Origin of the sequence: Gulosibacter macacae (assembly GCF_003865375.1) — a bacterium.
In the GTDB taxonomy this organism is placed as follows: Bacteria; Actinomycetota; Actinomycetes; order Actinomycetales; family Microbacteriaceae; genus Gulosibacter; species Gulosibacter macacae.
On record NZ_RQVS01000010.1, the window covers coordinates 81,338 to 104,985 of the forward strand.

Consider the following 23,648-nt stretch of genomic DNA (forward strand, 5'->3'; position numbering starts at 1 on the left):
GGGCAGACGGGCATGGCCGGTCTCGAAGGGCCGTGGGAGCGCATCCGCGTCACCGTCGGTGACGACCGAGTTGAAGTCGTACTCGACCACAAGCCCACCCGTAACGCGATCGACCAGCAGATGGTTGATGAGCTGCACGCGGTGTGCGCCGAACTCGAGCGTGCCCCGCGCGTGCTCATCCTTGCCGGTGCGAATGGTCTGTTCGCATCCGGTGCCGATATTGCTCAGCTCAAGGAACGTCGTCGCGACGACGCCCTGGCAGGCATCAACTCGACCATCTTCGACCGCATCGCGAAGTTGCCGATGCCCGTCATCGCCGCGCTCGAGGGCTACGCCCTCGGTGGTGGTGCCGAACTCGCCTACGCGGCCGACTTCCGCATCGCGACCCCGAATGTGAAGATCGGTAACCCCGAGACGGCCCTCGGCATCCTCGCGGCCGCCGGCGCCACCTGGCGACTGCGCGAACTCATTGGCGAACCGCTCGCCAAGGAGATCCTGCTCGCCGGTCGTCAGCTTGACGCCACCGAGGCGCTCGCCTGCCACCTCATTACCGAGGTACACGAGGTCGATGAATTGCTGCCGGCCGCGCACGCGCTCGCCGACCGCATTGGCGCCCAGGATGCGCTTGCCGTGCGCATCTCGAAGGCCGTGTTCCACACACCGCGCGAAGTGCACCCGCTCATCGACACGCTCGCCCAGGGCATGCTCTTTGAATCGGAAGCAAAATTCGAGCGGATGCAGGGCTTCCTTGACCAGCGCGCCGCGCGCAAGGCCAAGCGTGACGCCGAAAAAGCCGCTGCGGCCAACACCGAAAAGGAATAAGAGGAATAGCGAATGACTGATCTGAACAACATTCCCGCCCGCGTCGGTGTGATTGGCGGCGGCCGCATGGGTGGCGGCATCGCGCACGCCTTCCTCATGGCCGGTGCGCAGGTGACCGTCATTGAGCGCGAAGCTCAGGCTGGCGCCGCCGCGCGCGAACGCATCGAGTCGTCGGTGGCGAAGTCGATCGAGCGCGGTGCCACTGATGCCAACCTCGACGAGGTCGTGCAGCGACTCGCTGTGGAGCTTGACTACGCCGCGCTTGCCGGTTGCGAGCTCATCGTTGAGGCGGTGTTTGAGGACTACGACGTGAAGCTTGACGCGCTCACCCGCGCCGAGGAACAACTCGGACCGGAGGGCGTGCTTGCCTCAAACACCTCGTCGATCTCGCTCGCGACGCTCGCCGAAAAGCTGCAGCGTCCGGAGCGATTCCTCGGCCTCCACTTCTTCAACCCGGTGCCGGCCTCAACCCTCATTGAGGTCGTCATTGCCCCGAAGACTGACGCCGACATTGCCGCTGCCGCCCCGAAGTGGGTTGAGCAGCTTGGTAAGACGCCGGTTGTGGTGAAGGACTCGCCCGGATTCGCATCCTCGCGCCTCGGCGTTGCCATCGCACTCGAGGCGATGCGCATGGTCGAAGAGGGTGTCGCCAGCGCCCAGGACATCGACGCTGCCATGGAACTCGGCTACAAGCATCCGAGTGGGCCACTCAAGACCACCGACATCGTTGGACTTGATGTGCGTCTCGGCATTGCCGAGTACCTGCACGAGCACCTCGGCGAGCGCTTCGCGCCGCCGCAGATTCTGCGCGACAAGGTGGCAAACGGAGAACTCGGTCGCAAGAGCGGCAAGGGCTTCTACGACTACAGCTAGTTGTGTGCGGAACCGGCCATCCCTTCGGGGTGGCCGGTTTTGCGTTGGGGGTCAATCTCATGTTGCGCGATCTGCAATTTCCGGGCCTTCAACGTCGGTGGCGGCGTCATCGGCCTGGAAAACGCAGATCGCGTGACGGCCCGCCGCGGGTTGCGTCTGCGCCGAAGTGCCATTTCGCACTTGTTGATGCCGTGAGCGGCATCAATACCGGCGATTCGGCACTTCCGTGCAGATGCCGTGGTCCGCGGCATCCCGGCATCCCCACTATCGTGTTCTGGTCGGCACTGCGTGATCCGCAATTTGCCGCAATCGCAGAATGGAGCGCGCGTTGTCGAACGAACAACCCACGAACAACTCGACCACCGCTGAGCGTGAGCCTGCCACCGGCTGGCGCGGCATGCTTGACCGCCGCTTTGAGCTGAGCGCCCGCGGCACCTCGATCGCTCAGGAGTTCCGCGGTGGCCTGGTCACCTTCGTGACCATCTCGTACATCGTCGTGCTCAACCCGCTCATCCTCGGCAATACACCGGATGCAGTGGGGAATACCCTCGACGGCGGCCAGATCGCTGCTGCCACGGCCCTTGCCGCCGGGGTGCTCACGATCCTCTTCGGCATTGTTGCGAACCTGCCCTTCGCGCTCGCCGCGGGTCTCGGCATCAACTCGTTCCTCGCGGTGACAGTTGTCGGCGACGTGACCTGGCCCGAGGCGATGGGGCTGGTGGTCATCAACGGCCTCCTCATCGTGCTGCTTGGGGCCACCGGCGCTCGCACCGCGATTTTCCACGCGATCCCGGCGGCGCTGAAATCGGCGATCACCGTCGGTATCGGCATGTTCATCGCGTTCATCGGTCTCGTGGATGCGGGCTTCGTCACCCGCACTGAGGGTGGTCCGCCCGTACAGCTCGGCAGCGACGGATCGATTTCGACGCTCCCCACGGTCGTCTTCGTGGTCGCGCTCCTGCTCATTAGCATCCTCGTGGCCCGCCACGTGCCCGGCGCAATTCTCATCGGTATTGCGACGAGTACCGTGCTCGCGATCGTGCTCGAGGCGGTGCTCAAGCTTGGCTCGGTGGTCGATAACACTGGCGGCTGGAGCCTCACCATCCCAGCCCTTCCGACCACGCTCTTCTCGCTCCCCGATTTCTCGCTGGTCGGTGCAGTTGACCCCTTCGGCGCGTTCTTCCGCGTGGGGCCGCTCGTCGCATCGATGCTCGTGTTCACGCTGCTGTTCATGAACTTCTTCGACGCAATGGGATCGATGACTGGCCTCGCAAAGAACGCTGGCCTCGCGAACGCCGACGGCACCTTTCCGCGACTCAAGCAGGCCTTCGTCGTCGAGGGTCTCGGTGCGGTGGTCGGCGGCGCGACCTCGACTTCGTCGAACACGGTGTACGTCGACTCTGCCTCGGGTATTGGTGAGGGCGCTCGCACCGGACTCGCCTCGGTGGTGACCGGACTCTTCTTCTTGCTCGCGGTTTTCCTTACGCCGCTTGCCAATATCGTGCCGCTCGAAGTTGGTGCGGCCGCACTCGTGGTCGTTGGCGCCATGATGATGGCGCAGGTGGTCGACATCGAGTGGACGCGTTTCGCGGTGGCGCTCCCGGCCTTCCTCACGATCGTCACGATGCCCTTTACCTATTCGATTGCTGATGGCATCGGCGTTGGCTTCATTGCCTGGGTTGTCGTGCAGGCCTTCACGGGTCGGGAGCGTGAGATCCACTGGCTGATGTGGCTCGTCTCGGCGCTATTCGTCGCCTACTTTGCGCGCACGGCAATCACCGGGATGCTCGGCTAGCGAGATCGCGTGCGCTAATCCGCGCGTTCCCGCCTAATCCGCGCGCTGCAACGCACGGATTAGGCGGAAACGCGCGGATTAGTCGACCAGAGCGGGTAGCGGCCTCGGGTTTCGGGACGTTGCGTGCCTACGCCTCGTCGACCGGCAGGTACTCGAAACCGGGGATCTTCCGGTCGATCACGGCGTTCGTGATGCGGAAGGAGCACAGCCGCTCGCCCGTTTCTTCGTGTTCAATCACGACATCGTGCGAGGTGAGGGTGCGGCCGAGACGAATGGGCGTTGCCGTCGCACGCACCCAGCCTTCGCGAGCTGATGAGTGGTGGGTACCCGATGCATCCACGCCCACGGCAACCTTGCCAAGTGTGGATGCGTGAATGACCGCCGCCCACGAACCCACGGCCTCAGCGAGCGCAAGCGAAGCGCCACCGTGCAGCAGACCATGCGATTGCCGGTTGCCGGCTACGGGCATCCGAGCAATGACGCGATCGATTGACTCTTCGACGATTTCAACGCCCATCCGCTCGTCGAGTTCTCCGAGCGTGATGGTCCAGGGCTGGTAGCGCATGAGGCTCCACTCGATCAGGCGGCAGCGCCGCGAAACGTTCAGCGCGGCCACAATGCCGCAGGCGAGACTATTGAAGTAGTGTAGTCATGATTCCCGACCAATCGGTCGGGTATTCCCGCATGGTCCGCGCGAGGAAGCGCGGTGGATGACGAAACGGACAGTGATGACCGCAGAGCAGACCCCTGTACAGACCGACGCCGAGGGCCAGTCGATCGGATTCGTTCCGAGCTACGTGCTCGGGGAGTGGTGGACCCCCGCCGCTGACGCGAAGGGCACCGATGTGCTCGACGCCTCGACCGATGAACTCGTCGCACGCGTGTCGAGCGAAGGCCTCGATACCGCTGCTGTGGTGAACTACGCCCGCACCGTTGGCCGCGACAACCTCGGGGCCCTCACGATCCACCAGCGTGCCCTCCACCTCAAAGAACTCGCGAAGTACCTCACCGAGCGCAAGGCCGAGCTTTACGCCGTCTCGAACAAGACCGGCGCGACCAAGGTCGACAACTTCATCGACATCGATGGCGGTATCGGCGTGCTGTTTACGTTCGCTTCGAAGGGCCGCCGCGAACTCCCGAACTCGAACGTGATCATCGACGGCCAGCCCGAGGTGCTCTCGAAGGACGGCTCATTCGTTGGCGAACACATCTACACGCGCATCCCCGGTATCACCGTCGAGATTAACGCGTTCAACTTCCCGGTGTGGGGCATGCTCGAGAAGTTCGCGCCCGCGTACATCGCCGGTGTGCCGACCATCGTGAAGCCGGCGACGCCGACTGGTTATGTCACCGAAGCGGCCGTGCGCATGATCGTCGAGTCAGGCATCCTGCCCGATGGCGCGCTACAGCTCATCTCGGGTTCGGCCCGCGATCTGCTCGATTACCTCGACTACCGCGATCTCGTGGCCTTCACCGGCTCGAAGTCGACGGCTGACCGCCTTAAGGCGCACGAGAACGTTGCGAAGAACGGCGTGCGGTTCACTGCCGAGGCCGACTCGCTCAACGCGGCAATTCTTGGCCCGGATGCAACGGCCGACACCCCGGAATTCAGCGCGTTCGTGCGCACCGTGGTGCAGGAGATCCAGGCAAAGGCGGGGCAGAAGTGCACCGCGATCCGCCGCGTGATCGTACCCGCGCCGCTGGTTGATGATGTCGTCAAGGCCGTCGGCGAGCGCATTGCCGAAAAGGTCAAGGTCGGCGACCCGCGCACCGAAGGCACCACGATGGGTGCGCTTGCTTCGATCGACCAGTTGCACGATGTGCGGGCGGCAGTCGACGCGCTCGTTGCTGGCGGCGGCGAAATCGCCGTTGGCTCGAACGACGCAACCGACGGCGAGGGTGCCTTCATGGAGCCCGTCGTGCTGCGCTGGGACGATAACCGCGCCGAGGCGCTGCACTCTACCGAGGCGTTTGGCCCGGTCACGTCGGTGCTCGGCTACGACTCACTCGGCGAGGCGGTTGAGCTGGCAGCACTTGGTGCTGGTTCGCTCGTCGCGACCGTCTGCACCAACGATCACGAGGTCGCGAATGAACTCGTGCTCGGTATCTCGGGTCACCACGGCCGCGTGCACATGCTCAACCGCGAGGATGAGCGCACGACGACCGGTCACGGCTCGCCGATGCCGCACCTCGTGCACGGTGGTCCGGGTCGCGCCGGCGGTGGCGAAGAGCTCGGCGGTATCCGTGCGGTGAAGCACTACATGCAGCGCACTGCGATTCAGGGTTCGCCGAACCTCCTCACCGCGGTCACCGGCGTGTGGCACCTCGGTGCCGACCAGGATCGCGTTGGTTCGGAGAAGTACGGCGGCACGCCCGAGGGTGTCAACGGTGCGGTGCACCCGTTCCGTAAGTCGCTTGAGACGCTCAAGCTCGGGGATGCATTTGTCTCTGACCTGCGCAAGGCAACCCTGCAGGAAATCACCGACTTCGCCAACACGACCGGTGACATTTTCTACGCGCACACCGACCCTGAGGCGGCTGAGGCGAACCCGTTCTTCCCCGGCATCGTCGCGCACGGCTACCTGCTCGTAAGCTGGGCTGCCGGTCTCTTCGTGGCCCCGGGCCGCAGTGCCGTCTACCTCAACTACGGCATGGACAGTCTGCGCTTTGTGCGTCCGATCGGCGTGGACGACTCGATTCGTGTCGAACTCACCGCCAAGAAGATCACCCCGCGCGAGTCGGAAGACTACGGCGAGGTCGTCTGGGATGCGCTACTGCTTAACCAGGATGACGAGGTCATCGCGAACTACGACGTGCTTACCCTCGCCGGTAAGCGCGAGGAGCAGGCGCTCGGCGGCGAATAGTTGTCGGAGGTACTTCGAGGGCCTCAGCACACGGTAATCGTGGGCTGAGGCCCTCGGTCGTTTGAGTGCTGAGGCCCTGGCTCGATTGGCGTACTGAGGCCCTCGAAGTGCGCTACTTCACCGCGCGGGGGAGTAGGCCCCCGAAGACGAGTCCGACCACGAGATCGCCGAGGCTATCGGCGTTGAGCGGGCCGTTCGGGTGGTACCACTCAGTGATCGAGTTGATCATGCCGAAGATGAGTCGGGTGGCGGCGCGCGGTTCAAGATCGGCGCGCAAGGCGCCAGCATCATCGGCGTCGCGCACGAGGCCCGCGACCGCCCTGTCGAACTCACGGCGTCGCCCGAGGGCAGCGCGCTCAAGCTCGGTGTTGCCGCGCAAGCGCAGCAAGAGCGTCACCGGCTCGATTTCTTCGACGAGCACGTCGACCGTGGCGCGGATAATGCGCTCAAGATTCGCGACGTGGTCTCGCTCGGCGCTGTGGTCGATGGTGTCGAGCGTGGCCTCAAGCGCTGAGAGCGCCCGATCGAGCGCTGCCGAGAGCAACTCTTCCTTGCTCGAAACATGATGGTAGATCGCCGATTTCGACACCCCGAGGCGGTCGGCGATCATGCCAACCGAAGTGGCCTCGTAGCCGTGCTGGTTGAACAGGCTCACGGCAACGAGGATGACGTCGCGGCGGTCGTTACCCGGACGACCGCGACGAGCGGGGGAGTTGGCGTTGGTGTTCATATCGCCCTCCAGCCTAGGCAATGATGAGAAAACGAGGCGGCGCCGTTCCGAAGAACGTGCGCCGCCTCGCGAAGAATCAGCCGAATTGTGCGCTGGGAGGCCAGCGCGCCGGCCGATGGCTATCGCTGCGGGTATTCAGCGATGGGGCGGTCGCGGAAGTCAAGGACGCGCTTGGCCTTACCTTCCGAACGCGCGAGCGTGTTCGGGTCGACAACGTGGATGCGCACCGACGAGCCGATGCGGATCTTGATGTCGTGCTGGAGGGCACGGCCGCAGGCCTCGGCCTCTTCCATGGTGAACTCGGGGCGACGCTCGATGACGACGGTGAGTTCATCCATGCGCTTGGGGCGCGTGAGCTCGAGGTTGTAGTGCGCGCTGAGGGCGGCCTGGCCGAGGGCGAGCTCCTCGATCTGCGAGGGGAACATGTTCACACCGCGCAGGATGATCATGTCGTCGGTGCGCGAACGCACCTTGCGCATGCGGCGCATGTTCGGGCGGGCGTCGCCGGGCAGGAGCACCGAGAGGTCCTTGGTGCGGTAGCGAATGATCGGCATCGCTTCCTTGGTGAGCGACGTGAAGACGAGCTCGCCTTCTTCGCCGTCGGGGAGCACCTTCGTCAGGTCGTCCTTGTCGACGATTTCGGGGAGGAAGAGGTCTTCCCAGATGGTCGAGCCATCCTGGAACTCCACCGATTCGCCCGAAACACCGGGGCCCATGAGCTCCGACAGACCGTAGATGTCAACGGCCTTGAGGTCGAAGCCTTCTTCAATCTCGCGGCGCATCTCTTCGGTCCACGGCTCTGCACCGAGGATGGCGATTTCGAGCGAGGTGTCGCGGGCGTCGAGGCCTTCCTGACGCATCTTGTCAAGAATCGTGAGGAGGTAGGAGGGGGTGACGGTGATGATGCGCGGCTTGAAGTCGTGGATCATCTGAATCTGGCGGTCGGTCTGGCCACCCGACATGGGGATGACCGTGAGGCCAGCGCGCTCGATGCCGTCATGGGCACCGATACCGCCGGTGAACAGGCCGTAACCGTAGGCGTTGTGCACGAGGTCACCCTTGCGAGCACCGGCGAGGCGCAGCACGCGCGCGAAGCCCTGGGCCCACTTGTCAAGGTCGTGGTCGGTGTAGCCCACCACGGTCGGGCGGCCGGTGGTACCTGACGAGGCGTGGATGCGGCGCACCTGGTCCATCGGCACGGCAAAGGTCTTGAAGGGGTAGTTGCGACGCAGGTCGTCCTTCGTGGTGAAGGGGAACTTGGCGATGTCGGCAAGAGTCTGCAGGTCGTCGGGGGTGACACCGGCCTCGTCGAACTTCTCCTTGTACATCTGGACGTTCTCGTAGGCGTGGCGGACTGTCCACTGGAGGCGCTCGAGCTGGAGGGCCTCGAGCTCCTCGCGGCTCATGAGTTCTTCTGGGTCGAGCTGGTTGAGGTCAAACGGGGTGGTGTTCACTATGGCGACTCTGCCTTCTTCTTCTTCGGGTGTGGATGAGGTGAAATGTGGTGGAGCTACTTCGCGGGCTTCGGAATGGTCCGGCTGCGGCCGCGGAAGAGAGTGATCAAAACGGGTTCGGGGTCATTCGGGCCCTGCGCGGTGACTTCAATGTCGTACACACCACTGCGGCCCTCGTGGACAGCCTTGGCGTGCGCGGTGATCGTTTGACCTTGCATAGCGGGACGGAGGAAGTTCACATCGACGCCCGAAGCGACGGTGATGGTGCCATTGTCCTCGTGTGAGTTGCAAGCCAGCGCAAAGGCAGAGTCGGCGAATGCGAAAATCATGCCGCCGTGTGCGATGCCGAAGCCGTTGAGCATTTCTCGGCGCAGTTCCATCTCAATAACTGCCTCGCCAGGCGCGGTGCGTACGACGCGGATGCCCATCCATTCGCTGGCGAAATCGTCCTTGAGGATGCGGTGTTGCGCAGCGAGATCGCCGTACGGGCGCGTGGGGGAGTCGGTCAAAGTCACTCCTTTGTGATTTCCTGAACAGTCTTACAGAAAATAGACCGAATCCCGGTCGTGCGCTAGTCATTCCGGCACTTTCACGCACTTTTCCGCATCCAGGCTGATTTCCAAGCGTGTAGGTGAGGATGGGGTTGACGTGCCGACTGGTGCACATATACTGAACGCACGTTCTGTTATTCTCGGCGGCAGTGTTGCCGTCGAACGAGCACACCAATCAACGCCCACCCCGGGCAAGTCCGTCGAAGGAGACCTCCCGCATGACGAACAATGTGACCGAGTTCCCGCAGCGAGATGACGTCGACCTCGAACGCGCCCAGGCGTACTTCGATGACATCATCGCTCGCGACTCGCGCATCGAACCGGCCGACTGGATGCCGGACGCCTACCGCAAGACGCTGACCCGACAGGTGTCGCAGCACGCGCACTCCGAGATCATCGGTATGCAGCCCGAGGCGAACTGGATCACCCGAGCCCCGTCGCTCAAGCGCAAGGCGATCCTCATCGCCAAGGTGCAGGATGAGGCCGGTCACGGTCTTTACCTCTACTCGGCTGCCGAGACCCTCGGTACCCCGCGCGATGTGCTCAACCAGCAGCTGCTGGATGGCAAGGCGAAGTACTCGTCGATCTTCAACTACCCGGCACGCACTTGGGCCGACATGGGTGCCATCGGCTGGCTCGTCGACGGCGCTGCCATCGCGAACCAGGTGCCGCTGTGCCGCTGCTCGTACGGTCCGTACGGTCGCGCGATGGTCCGCATCTGCAAGGAAGAGTCGTTCCACCAGCGTCAGGGCTGGGAGATCCTCTACACCCTCTCGAACGGCACCCCCGCGCAGAAGGAAATGGCCCAGGATGCGGTGAACCGCTTCTACGGTCCCGCCCTGCAGATGTTCGGCCCGCCGGACGCCGACTCGCCGAACTCGCAGCAGTCGATGGCGTGGAACATCAAGCGCTTCTCGAACGACGAACTGCGTCAGCGCTTCGTCGACATGATCGTCCCGCAGGTCGAGGCGCTCGGCCTCACCCTGCCCGACCCCGATCTCAAGTGGAACGAAGAGCGCGGCCACTACGACTTCGGTGAGCTCGACTGGGAAGAGTTCTTCGGCGTGATCAAGGGTCACGGCCCCTGCAACGCGCAGCGCATGGCCCGTCGCCGCGAGGCACACGACAACGGTGCTTGGGTGCGTGAGGCCGCTGCGGCCTATGCCGAGAAGCAGCAGGCCGCCGACGCGGCTGTCGCGTAGCTCCACATCCACTTTCACAATTTCAATCAACTTACGGGCGGGCCGCACCCGTCGGCCCGCCCGTCTCAACGGAGAGAACGAATGAGCGAGAACAACGTCGCCCCCGCAAAGGGCAACCAGTGGCCTCTTTGGGAGGTCTTTGTCCGATCGTCGCGCGGCCTGAGCCACGTGCACGCCGGCTCACTGCACGCCCCCGACGCCACCATGGCACTGCGCAACGCCCGCGACCTCTACACCCGCCGCAACGAGGGTGTGTCGCTGTGGGTCGTCAAGAGCGAAGACATCAACTCGTCTGACCCGGACCACAAGGACGCCTTTTTCGAGTCCTCGCAGGGTAAGAACTACCGCCACGCCACCTACTACACCCAGTCCGAAGGGGTGAAGCACCTGTGAGCGGTCAGGGATTCGAGTCCGCGACCCTCATTTCGGCCGGCTACGCACTTACTTCTGAAGAGATCCAGCAGAAGGGTGTCAAGGCATCCGAAGATGTCGCCCAGTACGCACTGCGCCTCGGTGACGATGCCCTCATCCTGTCGCAGCGCCTGAGCTGGTGGGTGTCACGCGCGCCCGAGCTCGAGGAAGACATTGCCCTCGGCAACGTCGCCCTCGACCTTCTCGGCCACGCTCGTGTGCTCCTCACCTACGCGGGAAGCGCCTGGGATAAGTCCGAGGATGACCTCGCCTACTTCCGCGAGGAAGAAGACTTCCGCAGCCTCCACCTCGTGGAGCTCCCGAACGGCGACTTCGGTCAGACCATCGCCCGTCAGCTCATCTACTCGGCCTACGCCTTCGAGCTCTACTCGCGCCTCGCGGCCGAGTCGAGCGACGAGACCCTCGCTGCCATCGCGGCGAAGTCGGCCAAGGAGGTCGACTACCACCTCGACCACGCCGAGCAGTGGTACCTGCGCCTCGGCATTGGCACCGAAGAGGCGAACCGTCGTCTGCAGGCCGGCCTTGACTATGTCTGGCCCTATGTCGACGAGCTGTTCGAAGACGAAGACCTCCACGACCGCCTTGAGGGCGTCGCGGTTCGTCCCTCGTCGCTGCGCGATGCCGTCATGGCTCGCATCACCGACGTCGTCGAGCGCTCGAACCTCACCCTTCCCACTGATCCGCAAGCCGTGACCGGCGGTCGTCGCGGCGAGCACCGTGAGCACCTTGGCTACATCCTGGCCGAGATGCAGGTGCTCGCACGCAAGCACCCCGGCGCAACCTGGTAATCAACATGTCGACCAACACACACCCAGATGTCGCGCACCGACCCGCTCAGGCTGACGCCGCGCGCGTCTGGGATATCGCGGCCACCGTGTGCGATCCCGAGATCCCGGTGCTCACCATCGCCGATCTCGGGATCCTCCGGGATGCCTTCGTGGGCTCGGATGGCACCGCTCAGGTGATCATCACGCCGACCTACTCGGGCTGCCCCGCGATGAACACGATCAAGGCCGATGTCGAACAGTCGCTGCGCACTGCTGGCTACGAAGACATCGAGGTCAGCCTCGTGCTCTCACCGGCGTGGACGACCGACTGGATGACCGAAGACGGCAAGCAGAAGCTCGAGGAGTACGGCATCGCGCCCCCGAGCGGTAACTCTGCTGTCGGATCACAGCGTGGTCCCACCCGACTCGCGCTCGCCGTGCGCTGCCCGCGCTGCGGCTCCATCAAGACCAACGAACTGAGCCGATTCGGCTCGACCTCCTGCAAGGCGCTCTATCAGTGCGCTGAATGCAAGGAGCCCTTCGACTACTTCAAGGTGCACTAGTGACGAACGAAGCCAACATCGACAACGTCGCCGGCAACGAAGCCAGCGAACCCACGAAGCGCCGCGCGACCTTCCACACCCTCAAGGTGAGCCAGGTCCGCAAGCTCACCGACAAGGCGATCGAAGTCTCGTTCGCCGTTCCCGAAGAACTCAGCGACGAGTACGACTACGTCGCCGGTCAGTACGTGGCGCTACGCACCACGATCGATGGCCAGGACGTGCGTCGTAGCTACTCGATCTGTGAGGCCCCGACGCCCGGAACCATCAAGGTCGGCATCAAGCGTGACTTCGGCGGCCTGTTCTCGAACTGGGCCAACGACAACCTCGAGCCCGGCTTTGAGATGGACGTCATGAGCCCCCAGGGTGCGTTCGTCTCGAAGCACCAGCTCACCGGCATGAACAACCCCGAGGCGCTCTCGGATGAGGTTGTTTCAGACGGTGGCGCTCGTTTCGTTGCCGCGGCCGCCGGTTCGGGAATCACCCCGGTCATCGCGATTGCGAAGTCGCTCCTCGCACACGAGGGCACCTTCGTCGATCTCATTTACGCAAACCGCGCCGCGAGCGATGTGATGTTCCTCGAGGACCTCGCTGACCTTAAGGACCGCTACCCGACCCGTCTCGCCGTGCACCACGTGCTCTCGCGCGAGCAGCGTCAGGCGCCGATCTACTCGGGCCGCCTCGACGACGAAAAGCTCAAGCAGATCTTCGAGCACATCATCGATGTGCCGGCGATCGACGAGTGGTTCCTCTGTGGCCCGTTTGAGCTCGTGCAGCTCATTCGTGACGAGCTCGACGCCCGCAAGGTGCCCGCTGAGAAGGTGCGCTTCGAGCTCTTCTCGACCGGTCAGCCGGGCGATGGCCAGCAGTCGCAGGCCGGCCGCCCCGTCGAGGTCGACCCCGAGGGTGAGAACTTCGACATCGGCTTCGTTCTTGACGGTCTCTCGGGTGACGTGAAGTCGCCGAAGTCGGCCCGCGAGACCGTGCTCAACGCGGCCCTGCGCGTGCGTCCCGATGTGCCCTTCGCCTGCGCCGGTGGCGTCTGCGGTACCTGCCGCGCCAAGGTTGTTGAGGGCTCGGTCGACATGGCCGAGAACTACGCACTCGAGAAGGATGAGGTCGACCGCGGTTACGTACTCACCTGCCAGGCGCGTCCGACCACCGACAAGGTGCTGGTCGACTTCGACGCCTAGGCGTTGGTTGACGAGCGGGAGATATGCATCCGATGAGCATGATTGAACTCAAGATCGACGGCGGTGTCGCCGAGGTCGTCCTCAACGCACCGAAGAAGCTGAATTCGCTTGGCGAGCAGGATCTGCTCGACCTCGCGGCGGCGCTCGACGAGGCTGCGGCGGCGGGCGCGAAGGCGCTCTACCTGCGCGGCGAGGGCCGGGCGTTCTGCGCTGGTCGCGATATCGCTGGTGTGGTGCCAGCTGAGGACGACGTTGCCGACTTCCTCGGCAACAAGGTCACCGGCGTGCTCAAGAAGATCAGCGAGTTCCCGGCGCCGACGTTCGCGGCGGTGCAGGGTGCTTGCCTCGGCGTCGGCCTTGGCCTCGCGCTCGCCTGCGACGTGGTGTACGTCGCCGAGAGCGCGAAGATCGGCTCGCCGTTCGCGAACCTCGGTGCCACGCTCGACTCGGGTGGCCACTGGCTGTTCACCGAGCGTCTCGGCACGCACCGCACCCTTGACCTCATCTACACGGCTGAGTTCATGTCGGGTCGCGAAGCCGTCGAGCAGGGGCTGTTCAGCCGCTGGGTTGCTGATGACGAGCTCGATGAGTTCACTCGATCGCGGGTGGCTCGCGTCGCGGAGGGCGCGCAGCTCGCGTTCGCCACGTCGAAGAAGCTCGTGCAGGATATCCGCGACCGTCGCATCGGCATGTGGGAATCGATTGCTGACGAGAACGTCGCGCAGGGAGAACTCTGCAAGAGCGAGGACTACGCCGAGGGCTTCAAGGCCTTCCAAGAAAAGCGCAAGCCGACCTTCACCGGTAAGTAGCTCAAGCTTCGAGAGCCCCGGTAGCCAGACCTGGCTACCGGGGCTCTCGGCGTTTTCGCGCGCTGGGGCTCTGGATGCGCCTAGATATCCGGCTCGCTCGGCACCTCGCGCACAACCCGAGCCGGATTCCCAACCGCAATGACGCCCGCCGGCAAATCCTTCGTGACGACCGAACCCGAGCCAACGACGGTGCCAGCACCGATGGTGACGCCACCGAGCACCTGCACGCCGCCGCCGAGCCACACATCGTCGCCGATGGTGATGGGCTTGCCCCATTCAAGCCCAGAGGCACGAGTCTCAACATGCAGCGGATGCCCAGCCGTAAGCAACTGCGTACCCGGTCCGATGAGCACGCGCTTGCCGATGGTGATCGGCGCCACGTCGAGGAACACGCAATTGAAGTTGACGAAGCTACCGGCACCAAACCGAATGTGTGGTCCATAGTCGCAGCGGAACGGCGGGATGATGCGAGTGCCATCACCGAGACGACCGAAGAGTTGTTGCAGAAGCGTGGTCGCCGCATCCGTGTCATCGGGATCGAGCAGGTCAAGTTGATGGGCAAGCCGGCGTGCCCGGTGGCGTTCGGCGAGGAGCGCCGGATCACTATCCAGGTAGGGCTCGGTGGCGAGCATACCGACGCGCGCCGAGTCACGATCGATCCATTCGAGGGCGTCGAGGAGCGAGCTGATCTCACGCACCTGCGCAGCATCCTGACTCGCCGCATCCTGGTCAGCGGCTGACGCCGCGCCGGTCGCATCGAAGTGCAGCGGCTGCACGCCGAGACCGAGCGCGGCGGTCGCGTCGATCTCACGGTCGCCGATGGCGATCGTTTCGGCCGGGTCGAGCCCGAACATCTCGAGCGCAAGGCGGTGCATGGATGCATCAGGCTTGCGCGCGTGCCCATCCGGCGCGCAGATGAGCCCGTCGATATCGAGGCCGGTGGCATCGAGCAGGGCCTGGGCACTCTCGCGATCGCGATGCGTGACGATGATGTTCTTGCCACCGGCCGCTTGCACCGCCGCAATGACGGCCTCGGCGCCAGCCATGACTGGCGGCGGGGATGCTCGCCAGGCGGTCTTCAGTGCGGCGTAAGCACGCTCGAACTCGGCACGTTCAATGCTGTGCTCGGCTGCCAGCGCCGTCATCGTGTTGGCGATTGAGGTCGTGCGGGTGGACCGTTCGATGGCGTCGAGCGGCACGTCAATGTCGTGGGCGCGGGCGACGTTGGCGAAGGTGCGATCGACGGCCGGGTAGGTGTCGATGAGCGTGCCGCCCATATCCCAAATAATGTTGCGGATGGGCATACGGTGATCCTAGGTAGCGAGCGGTTAGACGATGCTGGTCTCGTCGTCGCGGCCAGGAACCGGGGCGCCGACGGGGAAGCCTTCTGCGGCGTAGCGGTCGTAGATCGTGTCCCAATCGAGTTCGGGGGAGTCGACGCCATAGCTGCGTTCGAGCTTTGCGACGCACTGGTGCCATCCGGCGGCTGAGCGCGCGGCCTCGTTGTCATTGATGAGTTTTTCAACGAGGGCGAAGGTGGTGTGCTTGCCATCGTTGCTCAGGGTGATCGTTACTTCGTGACCGCCACCGAAGGTGAACGAGAGCACTTCAGGGTCGACGAACTTGGTGATCGTGCCGGTGAACTCAATGCCTTGTTCGGCATCAGTGAAGGTGACCTCAGCGCCCTCGTGCGGCTCGAAGTCGACGGCGAAGGGGAACCAGGCGCTCAAACCGAGCGGGGTGAGTGATTGTGACCACAGGCGCCCGGCAGGAACGGGAAGTTGTGCGGACAGGCGGACAGCGGGTGAACCATCGCGGGTAGTGAGCTGTGCGTGCGTCATGGTGAGGAAGCCTACGCGAGCCGGGTGACATTCCGGAAAAGCGATCGGTGGCGCGTCGATGAGTCGAGCGCCACCGAACTTCGTCAGTGAACTAGAGATTCGGCGACTGGCCCATCGTGACGGTGATCTCGTGCACGGTGCCGTCGCGGATCACCTTGAAGACAACTTCTTGGCCAACAGAGAAACCACGGACGGTACCCACGAGGTCGCGGGAGCTGGAAATCGTTTCACCGTCGGCCTCGATGATCACGTCGCCGACCTGAATTCCGGCCTGTTCAGCGGGGCCGCCAGGCTCGACGGTGCGCACCTGGGCGCCAAGCGTTTCCACGCCATTGAGAATTGCGGTGCCGTCGCCATTGGTGGTGCCGAGGAGGGCATGGGCAACGTCACCGGTTTCGATGAGCTGGGTGACGATGTGATTGGTGAGATCGACCGGGATCGCAAAACCAATGCCGATATTGCCCGATTGCGAGCCATTCAGGGTCGCAATGGCCGAGTTGATGCCGACGAGCTCACCGGCGCGATTCACGAGGGCGCCGCCGGAGTTGCCGGGGTTGAGGGCGGCCGAAGTCTGGATGGCATTCGTGATCGCGGCGGCCTGATTAGCACCCGAGCCGGTGGCGATTGGCCGGTCAAGCGCCGAGACAATGCCGGTCGTCACCGAGCCAGAGAGCCCGAGCGGGTTGCCGATCGCCGCGACCTCGTCGCCGACTCGGAGCGCGTCAGCATCGCCTCGCGCAAGGGGCACGAGCGAGGCGGGCTGATTGTCGAGCACGACCACCGCGAGGTCGGTCGGTGCATCGCTACCAATTACCGTGCCGGCGAAGACCTGATTATCGACGAGTACCGAGACGCGGCCCTCCGGTGCGTTCTCGACGACGTGGTGGTTCGTGACGATGTGGCCGGCGTCGTCCCAGACGACACCGGAGCCCTGGCTTCCGCCGCCAGCATCGCTCCCGGCAACCTGAATGGCGACGACTGAATTGGCGACCGTGGCGGCGACTGCGGTCCAATCGCCGCCGGAGCCCTCGGCGAGGCTCGACCCGCCGTCGCTCGACTGGCTCGTGGCAGCGGGCTGCGGGGGTTCGCCGATGCCCATCGCAGTGAACGCGGCTGCCGTGCCGCCGCCGACGATGAGTGAGGTAGCGGCTGCCGTGGCGATGATCGCGGTCCACGGTGTGCGAGCCTGGCGGTCACGCGGATGCGGCGCACGGGAAGATCCGCGAGGGCTCGTTCGAAGTATTGCTCGCGCTGACGCGGTTGTCGCGGGTGCGTCTCGTGGCCCGGGCTCGGCTGTGGCCGGGTGAGCCTGGGTGGTCGACCCGTACGGCTCCGACGGCGCATACTCGCTCTGCTCGCGCGCTCCCGGGTGCGGTGACGTTGAGACCGGCGGTGGAACTGCATCCGAGTGCTGGGGTGGCTGCGGGAGGTGCGGAAGCGGCGGCATCCCTTGGGCTGGCCGGTGGGCTCCCTGAAGCTGCCAGGGAAACTGGTGGTCCGCCGTTTCATCGGGGCCCGGAGTTGGTGCATCGGAATTGGTCACCAGCTAACGGTGCACCTTCGGCGCTGTAAGCCCACTGAATCCGGCCTGCATTCGGGCTGAATTGGCACTGCCCGGCGGCTGAGATCCGTCAACGTTCGGGCAACACTCAGGTGGCGCACCCGGGCATCCCAGCATCCGACGGCGCGGGCGGCATATCTTTGGTGGTGTCCTGCGCAGTTGGGGGACTACACAAGGGATCAGAACCAAATTGGGCCGCCGCGAGATTCTCGCGGCGGCCCAATTTGTTGGCGTCGGGGTTGCTAGTGCTGGTGCTGGCTTACGGCTCGCCCTGCCATGCGCACGAGAACGGCGCACCGCCGTGGCGACGCTTCGCTACGGCCGCGGTCGTGAACTGCTTCGCGGCACGCGCGGCATCGAGCGGCGAGTACCCCTTCGCAAGCTCGGCGGTGAGCGCTGCGGCGAGCGTGCATCCGGCGCCGGAGACCTTGTCTTGACCGAACTTCGGGGCCGACAGAATCGTCGCCTCACCGTTCGAGACGAACACGTCGGTCGCCTCGGTGCCTGGCTGGTCGATGCCGAGCTTGGCATACACGTGCGGCACGCCCTGGTCGGCGATCGCGCGAGCGGCTTCGATGAGCTCGTCGACGGTTGTGATGCCCTTGTGGCCTGAAAGCACCTCAGTCTCGAAGAGGTTCGGGGTGACGACCGTCGCCCGCGGCAGGATGAGTTCGCGCAGCGCATTATCGACGTCGAGCGCTTCGCTCGCCTCCTGCCCCTTGCAGATGAGCACCGGGTCGACGATGACGTTGCGGAACTGGCGCTCGTCAAGGATGCGGGCGACGGTTTCGATCATGGGCACTGAGCCGAGCATGCCGATTTTCACGGTGTCGAGTTGCTCGTGCACGCCGAACGCCGCCTCGACCTGTGCGGCGGTGACCTCCGGCGGGATCGGGTGGACGCGGTGCTTCCAACCGTCTTCCGGGTCGAACGAAACGATGAGGGTGAGCGCGGCCGAACCGAAGGTGCCGAGCTGGTGGAAGGTGCGCAGATCAACCTGCGCGCCCGCGCCGCCGCTCGCCTCGGATCCGGCGATGGTGAGCACGTTGGGAATCATGTGGGGGCTTTCTCGAGTCCTAGTGCGGAGAACTACCGCTAACCAACCAGGGTAAGGGAATGGCCAGCTAGTCGCGTACGACGGGGCGGGATGCGTCGGCCGACCATTGGCTCCACGAACCGGGATAGAGGCGGCCAACGCCGAGGCCGGCGTGTTCGAGCACGAGAAGGTTGTGGGTAGCGGTGACACCTGAGCCGCAGTACGAGACGACCGGGGTGCCGCGTTCGATGCCGATGGCGGCGAAGCGGGCGCGGAGGGTGTCGAGGTCGGCGAGGGCGCCGTTGACCAAATGTTCGCGTGTGGGGATGCTCCGGGCGCCGGGGATGTGCCCGGGCCGCGGATCGACGGTATCTTCGCCGTGGAAGCGCTCGGCGGGCCGGGCGTCGATGAGTACCGTCTCGTCGTCGAGATCGGCCACCTCGTCGGCCTCGGCGATGAGCCAGGCGGGCCACGGGGATGCACGGAACCTCACGGGCGCTGGCGTCGGCACCTCTATGGTGTGGGGTTCGGGGCTCGCAGCGATGCCGCCGTCGAGTACGGCAGCCGGATGCCCGAGGGCGCGCAGGAGCCAAACGAGTCGCGCCGCGTAGACGCCGCCTTCGTCGTCGTAGGCGATGACGGGGCGCGTACCGTCGATGCCGAGTTCGCCCATGCGGGTGGCGAAGTGGATTGGGTCGGGGAGCGGATGGCGGCCACGTTCGGGGGAGGCCGGGTCGGAGAGGTCGGTGTCGACGTCGACGAAGACGGCACCGGGGAGGTGGCCCGCGAGGTATTCCTCGTGTTTCGGGCCGGCGAGGGTCCAACGCACATCGGCGAGAATCGGCTGGGGAAGTGCGGTGTCGACACGGCGGGCTTCGACCCACGCCCAGTCAACAAACGGCGGAACAGCGGTACTCATGCCTCGAGCGTAGGCGGCTCAGCGCCTTGTTGGTCGAGGCAACCCACCCACTTTGGTTGGTCGAGTTGCGGCGGGGTCTCGCTTGGCTTCGCAACTCGACCAACCAACAACCTGGGTGATCGAGTAGGCCCGTAGGGCCGGATCGAGACCCCCAGGCCGCGGGTCTCGATCCGCTTCGCTACTCGACCAGCCAAAGGGGGCTGCGCCTTACGCGCCTACCCGATCAGCCAGCGTGGGCAGCAGCTCCATCAAACTCCGTAGCGCATCCGCATCCCCGTGCTGTCCTTCCCGATCAACGAGCACCGCCTGCATCCCGAATGCCCGCGCCGCCGCCACATCGATATCTGGCCGGTCACCCACATGCAGCACCCGCTCCGGCGCAAACCCCACCGCAGCGCACGCAGCCTCATACATCCGCGGGCTCGGCTTTGGCGCGCCGACGTCGTCGGCGGTAATCAGCCGGCCGAGCCGATCGCCCACACCTATTGCATCGAGCTTCGCCCGCTGAATCGGTCGGATCCCGTTCGAGAGCACCGCTACCGGCAAATGCAATTCCGCGAACGCCTCGAGGAACGGCGCGACGTCGGGAAACGGTTGCCAATGCCGCTCATACGCCGCAACATACTCGGCGAATTGCGCATCCAATTGCCAATCGTCACCGGGCAAGCCGCCGATGAGCGGCAGGAACTCGCGCACCCGCCCGCGTCGCTGCGCGGCGAAATCAATCTCACCGCGTTCCCAGCGGCCAAACCACTCGTGCTCGATGCGCAGCCATTCTGCGGCAAGCTCCGCAGTCGTGGCACTTCCGAGCGCACCGATCCACTCACCGAAGCCCGCAGTTGCCGAGGCATCGTGGTCGTGCAGCGTGCCATCGAGGTCAAATACCACTGCTGAGATGGGTGTGCTCACGAGAGTTCCTTCGGGAGCTTCGCGCGCATCCGTTCAATGGGTACGAGTTCGTCGTCGACCTGCGGATATTTCGCGCGTACATACTGGGCAAATAGCGGCGAGGCGAAGCGGATGCGGCCATGTCGCACTGCCACGAGGTCGCCTTCGCGGATGAGGGCAGCACGCACCACGCTGAGCTGCTTCTGGGTGCGGCCGAGCACTTCGGCGACGTCAGCAGTGCGAGCTTCGGGTCCGCAGAGATCGACAGCGGCGAGATATTCGCGTTCGCGATCGCTGAGTTCATCCCAGCGCGGCTCGAGGGTGGTGGTTTCAAGCCGGTCAGCGACAACGGGAATCGCCGCCTCGACATCGGCGAGCGTGAGTTGCTCGGGCCCGGGCGCCTGCTTCCACACTTCGGCGGCGAGTAGCTGCAGGTGGGCCGGATACCCGTGGGTAAAGGCGAGCGCGCGGTCGAGCGCGGCGGGTTCCCAGTGCACCCCGCGCTGTTGCGCGGGTGCGACGAGCGCGAGCTTCGCATCGGTGGGGCTCAGCGACACCGGCAGCGTTTCGACGCGAAAGAGGCGGTCAGGATGCGTCACCCCGGCGGCCTTGAGCGCAGCGAAGGTGTGCGGCAGGCCGCAGCCGGCGAACAGCAGGGGAGCGGTGCCGTGGTGCACGCTCGCTTGCTGGAGGACTGCCGCGAGAAGGGCGAGATCGCGTGGGTCGGCCACCTGAATCTCATCGAGGGTGATCAGGATGCCGCCGCGGCGACGCTTCTTGCGGATCGCCTCGGCCACTTCGCTGAGTCGCTTCGCAAGCATCCGGGCATCGCGCGGCTCGCCCCGCGCGGGACGTTCGCGGTGGTTGAGGTCGATGCCGGCACGCATCCCGGCGAAGCCGACTTCGAGGCCGCCGAGCCACCCGGTGAGGCGATCCCAGAGCGGTTCTTTCTCGGAACGATCAATCGCCTGCGCGGTGAGTGAGGCCATGAGCCCTTCGCCATGGGCGACGGCTTGAAAGCTGAGGAGGTCAAACCCGGCTTCTTCCGCTTGGTGGGCGAGGGTTGCGAGGAGCACCGTCTTACCGACACCGCGCGGGCCGACGAGGAGCCAGTCGTCGGCGGCATTGCGTCCGTCAGCGGCGACTTCGTTGAGCTGCAATGCCCAATCGGCGATGAGGTCGTCGCGGCCGGCGAGAAGCGGTGGTCGGCGGCCAGGTCCGGGGGAGTAGAGGCGTCCCTGCATGAGGGCAGAGTAGGCGATCGACCTGAATAGATCGGTTTAGATATGCGGCAATATCTCTGCGAATCTACATGGATGCACTGGGCTAGCTGTCGGGGTCAGCTTCTGTTGACGAATTCTCAGCATCTTCTGAGGATGCGAGCGCTGCAATTGAGGCCGCGAACCGTTGCTGCGCACCCTGCTTCGTGAGCTTGAAGCTCGTGCCGATCTTGGCCCATGAGACCTTCTCGGCTCGGGCATTGCTTACCGCGAGTAGCTCGAGTTGCTCGGCAATCTCGCGGATCTGCCGGGCTTTATCGAGGGTGTCGAGGGGTGCGTCCGCCCGTTCGAGCGCCACGAGCGACTCGATAAGTTCGCGACGAAGCTCGTCGAGTTCGCGGTGGTGCGGTGGCGTCGACATAGCATCACCATACCAACAAACGGCAACCCGAAGTTGACGAAGTGGTCAATAGCTGGTTGACTCGTGTTGTTCGACCGGGAAACTCCCGGAACCATGACCCACTGGAGGTAACACCATGGCGAAGAAGCAGGACAAGAAGGCCGACAAGGCCGAGAAGCTTTCGAAGAAGGCAGCGCTCAAGGCTGAGAAGGCTGCGAAGAAGGCCGACAAGAAGCAGGCGAAGGCGAAGAAGGCTGACGCCAAGAAGGCCTCGAAGAAGGCTGCTGCTGCGGCAAAGAAGGCCAAGAAGGGCGCCAAGGCGAAGGCGGCCAAGAAGGCCAAGAAGAAGTCGAAGAAGAAGTAACTTCTGCGCGAATTCCAGCGGCGGTGCATCCGGTTCTCGGATGCACCGCCGCTATTTCGTGTCGGGGGAGTGACCGATGCGTCGCGGCTTCCGGCGCGCTGGGGCATTCCCGCTCGCGCGCTGAGGCACGCAAAGCCCTACCTCTCGCGCTAATCCGCGTGCTTCCGACTAATCCGCTTGTTGCAGCGCGCGGATTAGTCGGAAGCACGCGGAATAGCCGACTCGGCCGTGCGCGAGGCAACCGAAACGCCACAGCTGGCGTGCTGAGGCGCTCGAAGCGAAGCACACATCTGCACGGAAGTGCCGATTTGGCCCCGATGATGCTCCGTGAGGTATCAAGACCCTCAATTTGGCACTTCGGTGCAGATTGGCTACCGGCTACGCCCGCAATGCCGCGATCTCCGCCGCAAGATTCGCCCGAGCCCGCGATTCCCACAGCTCCCGCGCCCGCGCACTCGCGTAAATCCACTCCCGCTGCAGGTAGCTCTCGAGGATGCGCGCCCGACCCTGACGAAAATCCTCCTCGGGAACAAACTCATACTCGTCCCGCACAGCCTCGGTGTAGCGCTGATAGTGGGCACGTCCCGCGGCAAAGATCGAAAGGTCAGCATCGAGCAGGGGAGCGGCATCCGGATTCTCCGCATCCGAGCTGCCGGGCTTTGTCGCGAGCACCAGCCGCACCACGGCATCGACGCGACGTTCGCTCAGCCCCAATCGACGCAGTTCCGCACCGGCAAGCTCCGCCGAGTCATGCTCATCGTCGGGCGTGCCCTGATAGATCGCATCGTGGAACCACGCCGCGAGCTGCACCTCGACATCGGTCGGCGCAAACGCATCCGAGGCCAGGGGAGCGGAGCCCTCGAGCGAGAGCTGGTCGAGCGCGAGCAGCACATCGTGCAGGTGCGAGAGATCGTGATAGCGGCGGTGCGGTTCGCTCCAGCGATCGATGAGGGATGCACCGAGCTGCCCCCACGGCGAAGTTTCGATCTCGAGCCGCTCACCAAGCCGCGCCCACTCGTCGTGGAGGTAGGCGATGCGCTGTCGGCGGGCGGCTTCGGGCCGATCTGCGCGACGCACTCGCAGTTCGGATGCGACGAGTCGCGAGAGCAGTTCGCGCCCCGAGACCGCCTCGGCGCCGGAAGCAACGGCGGTTCCGTGCAGCCGTTCGGGCACGTCGTAGTGATCGAGGTCGAAGGCGCGGCGGGGGAGTCCGAGCGCTTGCGCGAAGGCGTGCAGCTCAGCGTGGTCACTGTCCGAAACCATGTGGCTCCAGATCGTGCCGTGCGCGCGCCAATACGGCGGGTCAATGAGCACCGTCATTGCGTCAGCCTACTCCCGGGATACGCATTGGTCTCGGTACAGCCTTC

General features: G+C 64.7%; 24 protein-coding genes. 11 read left to right on the forward strand and 13 right to left on the reverse strand.

Annotation, left to right across the window (positions count from 1 at the left end; translation table 11 throughout):
• Window positions 1–12: 12 nt before the first annotated feature.
• From EG850_RS09370 to EG850_RS09380, 3 genes are all read left to right on the forward strand, one after another.
• A complete protein-coding gene (locus tag EG850_RS09370; RefSeq protein ID WP_124972878.1) occupies window positions 13–822 on the forward strand; it encodes an enoyl-CoA hydratase/isomerase family protein in 810 nt (269 codons plus the stop codon).
• Window positions 823–834: 12 nt separating this feature from the next.
• Window positions 835–1,695, forward strand: coding sequence for a 3-hydroxyacyl-CoA dehydrogenase family protein (locus EG850_RS09375; RefSeq protein ID WP_124972823.1), 861 nt, complete (start codon window positions 835–837; stop codon window positions 1,693–1,695).
• Window positions 1,696–2,011: 316 nt separating this feature from the next.
• Window positions 2,012–3,490, forward strand: a complete 1,479-nt coding sequence (locus tag EG850_RS09380; RefSeq protein WP_124972825.1) for an NCS2 family permease — start codon at window positions 2,012–2,014, stop codon at window positions 3,488–3,490.
• A 127-nt stretch (window positions 3,491–3,617) separates the two neighbouring features.
• Here EG850_RS09380 and EG850_RS09385 read toward each other — a convergent pair whose 3' ends face one another.
• On the reverse strand, window positions 3,618–4,055 hold the full coding sequence (locus tag EG850_RS09385) for a PaaI family thioesterase (protein ID WP_124972827.1): 438 nt from the start codon (window positions 4,053–4,055) through the stop codon (window positions 3,618–3,620).
• Window positions 4,056–4,218: 163 nt separating this feature from the next.
• Between EG850_RS09385 and paaZ the strand changes: the two genes are divergently transcribed.
• Window positions 4,219–6,354: a phenylacetic acid degradation bifunctional protein PaaZ gene (paaZ, locus tag EG850_RS09390; RefSeq protein ID WP_124972880.1), complete on the forward strand. Its 2,136-nt coding sequence runs from the start codon at window positions 4,219–4,221 to the stop codon at window positions 6,352–6,354.
• A 112-nt stretch (window positions 6,355–6,466) separates the two neighbouring features.
• Here the strand turns inward: paaZ and EG850_RS09395 are convergent, their stop codons facing one another.
• From EG850_RS09395 to paaI, 3 genes are all read right to left on the reverse strand, one after another.
• Complete coding sequence (locus EG850_RS09395) at window positions 6,467–7,084, reverse strand: TetR/AcrR family transcriptional regulator (protein ID WP_124972829.1); 618 nt, start codon at window positions 7,082–7,084, stop codon at window positions 6,467–6,469.
• A 119-nt stretch (window positions 7,085–7,203) separates the two neighbouring features.
• Entirely contained in the window at window positions 7,204–8,490 is a 1,287-nt protein-coding gene (locus tag EG850_RS09400) for an AMP-binding protein (RefSeq protein WP_124972882.1), read from the reverse strand.
• 104 nt (window positions 8,491–8,594) lie between these two features.
• A complete protein-coding gene (paaI, locus tag EG850_RS09405) occupies window positions 8,595–9,047 on the reverse strand; it encodes a hydroxyphenylacetyl-CoA thioesterase PaaI (RefSeq protein ID WP_235829274.1) in 453 nt (150 codons plus the stop codon).
• Window positions 9,048–9,307: 260 nt separating this feature from the next.
• Between paaI and paaA the strand changes: the two genes are divergently transcribed.
• From paaA to EG850_RS09435, 6 genes are all read left to right on the forward strand, one after another.
• Window positions 9,308–10,291, forward strand: a complete 984-nt coding sequence (gene paaA / locus EG850_RS09410; RefSeq protein ID WP_124972831.1) for a 1,2-phenylacetyl-CoA epoxidase subunit PaaA — start codon at window positions 9,308–9,310, stop codon at window positions 10,289–10,291.
• Between the two features lie 81 nt (window positions 10,292–10,372).
• The gene (gene paaB, locus EG850_RS09415) at window positions 10,373–10,684 is read left to right on the forward strand and encodes a 1,2-phenylacetyl-CoA epoxidase subunit PaaB (protein WP_124972833.1); all 312 of its coding nucleotides are present in this window, start codon (window positions 10,373–10,375) and stop codon (window positions 10,682–10,684) included.
• A complete protein-coding gene (paaC, locus tag EG850_RS09420; protein WP_124972835.1) occupies window positions 10,681–11,511 on the forward strand; it encodes a 1,2-phenylacetyl-CoA epoxidase subunit PaaC in 831 nt (276 codons plus the stop codon). The genes paaB and paaC overlap by 4 nt, the downstream gene beginning before the upstream one ends.
• Window positions 11,512–11,516: 5 nt before the next feature.
• Window positions 11,517–12,053, forward strand: coding sequence for a 1,2-phenylacetyl-CoA epoxidase subunit PaaD (gene paaD / locus EG850_RS09425; RefSeq protein WP_148097117.1), 537 nt, complete (start codon window positions 11,517–11,519; stop codon window positions 12,051–12,053).
• Window positions 12,053–13,243 (forward strand): 1,2-phenylacetyl-CoA epoxidase subunit PaaE, encoded by a 1,191-nt coding sequence (gene paaE / locus EG850_RS09430; protein ID WP_235829275.1) that lies wholly within the window; start codon window positions 12,053–12,055, stop codon window positions 13,241–13,243. The genes paaD and paaE overlap by 1 nt, the downstream gene beginning before the upstream one ends.
• A 38-nt stretch (window positions 13,244–13,281) precedes the next feature.
• Entirely contained in the window at window positions 13,282–14,052 is a 771-nt protein-coding gene (locus EG850_RS09435; RefSeq protein WP_124972886.1) for an enoyl-CoA hydratase/isomerase family protein, read from the forward strand.
• Window positions 14,053–14,132: 80 nt separating this feature from the next.
• Here EG850_RS09435 and EG850_RS09440 read toward each other — a convergent pair whose 3' ends face one another.
• The 8 genes from EG850_RS09440 to EG850_RS09475 form a co-directional block, all read right to left on the reverse strand.
• Window positions 14,133–15,356, reverse strand: coding sequence for an HAD-IA family hydrolase (locus EG850_RS09440; protein WP_124972841.1), 1,224 nt, complete (start codon window positions 15,354–15,356; stop codon window positions 14,133–14,135).
• A gap of 24 nt (window positions 15,357–15,380) precedes the next feature.
• On the reverse strand, window positions 15,381–15,893 hold the full coding sequence (locus EG850_RS09445) for an SRPBCC domain-containing protein (protein ID WP_124972843.1): 513 nt from the start codon (window positions 15,891–15,893) through the stop codon (window positions 15,381–15,383).
• Window positions 15,894–15,984: 91 nt separating this feature from the next.
• Window positions 15,985–17,436 (reverse strand): S1C family serine protease, encoded by a 1,452-nt coding sequence (locus EG850_RS09450; protein ID WP_235829276.1) that lies wholly within the window; start codon window positions 17,434–17,436, stop codon window positions 15,985–15,987.
• Window positions 17,437–17,713: 277 nt separating this feature from the next.
• A complete protein-coding gene (locus EG850_RS09455) occupies window positions 17,714–18,511 on the reverse strand; it encodes a PfkB family carbohydrate kinase (RefSeq protein ID WP_124972845.1) in 798 nt (265 codons plus the stop codon).
• Window positions 18,512–18,578: 67 nt separating this feature from the next.
• Entirely contained in the window at window positions 18,579–19,409 is an 831-nt protein-coding gene (locus EG850_RS09460) for a sulfurtransferase (RefSeq protein WP_124972847.1), read from the reverse strand.
• A gap of 207 nt (window positions 19,410–19,616) precedes the next feature.
• Entirely contained in the window at window positions 19,617–20,318 is a 702-nt protein-coding gene (locus EG850_RS09465; protein ID WP_124972849.1) for an HAD family hydrolase, read from the reverse strand.
• Window positions 20,315–21,541 carry an ATP-binding protein gene (locus EG850_RS09470; protein WP_124972852.1) on the reverse strand — a complete coding sequence of 409 codons (1,227 nt, stop codon included), beginning with the start codon at window positions 21,539–21,541 and terminating at the stop codon, window positions 20,315–20,317. Before EG850_RS09470 ends, EG850_RS09465 begins: the two co-directional genes overlap by 4 nt.
• 82 nt (window positions 21,542–21,623) lie before the next feature.
• A complete protein-coding gene (locus tag EG850_RS09475) occupies window positions 21,624–21,938 on the reverse strand; it encodes a hypothetical protein (protein ID WP_124972854.1) in 315 nt (104 codons plus the stop codon).
• A 115-nt stretch (window positions 21,939–22,053) separates the two neighbouring features.
• Between EG850_RS09475 and EG850_RS09480 the strand changes: the two genes are divergently transcribed.
• Window positions 22,054–22,281 carry a histone gene (locus tag EG850_RS09480; protein ID WP_124972856.1) on the forward strand — a complete coding sequence of 76 codons (228 nt, stop codon included), beginning with the start codon at window positions 22,054–22,056 and terminating at the stop codon, window positions 22,279–22,281.
• 378 nt (window positions 22,282–22,659) lie between these two features.
• Here the strand turns inward: EG850_RS09480 and EG850_RS09485 are convergent, their stop codons facing one another.
• A complete protein-coding gene (locus tag EG850_RS09485) occupies window positions 22,660–23,601 on the reverse strand; it encodes a DUF4031 domain-containing protein (protein WP_124972858.1) in 942 nt (313 codons plus the stop codon).
• Between the last annotated feature and the right edge of the window lie 47 nt (window positions 23,602–23,648).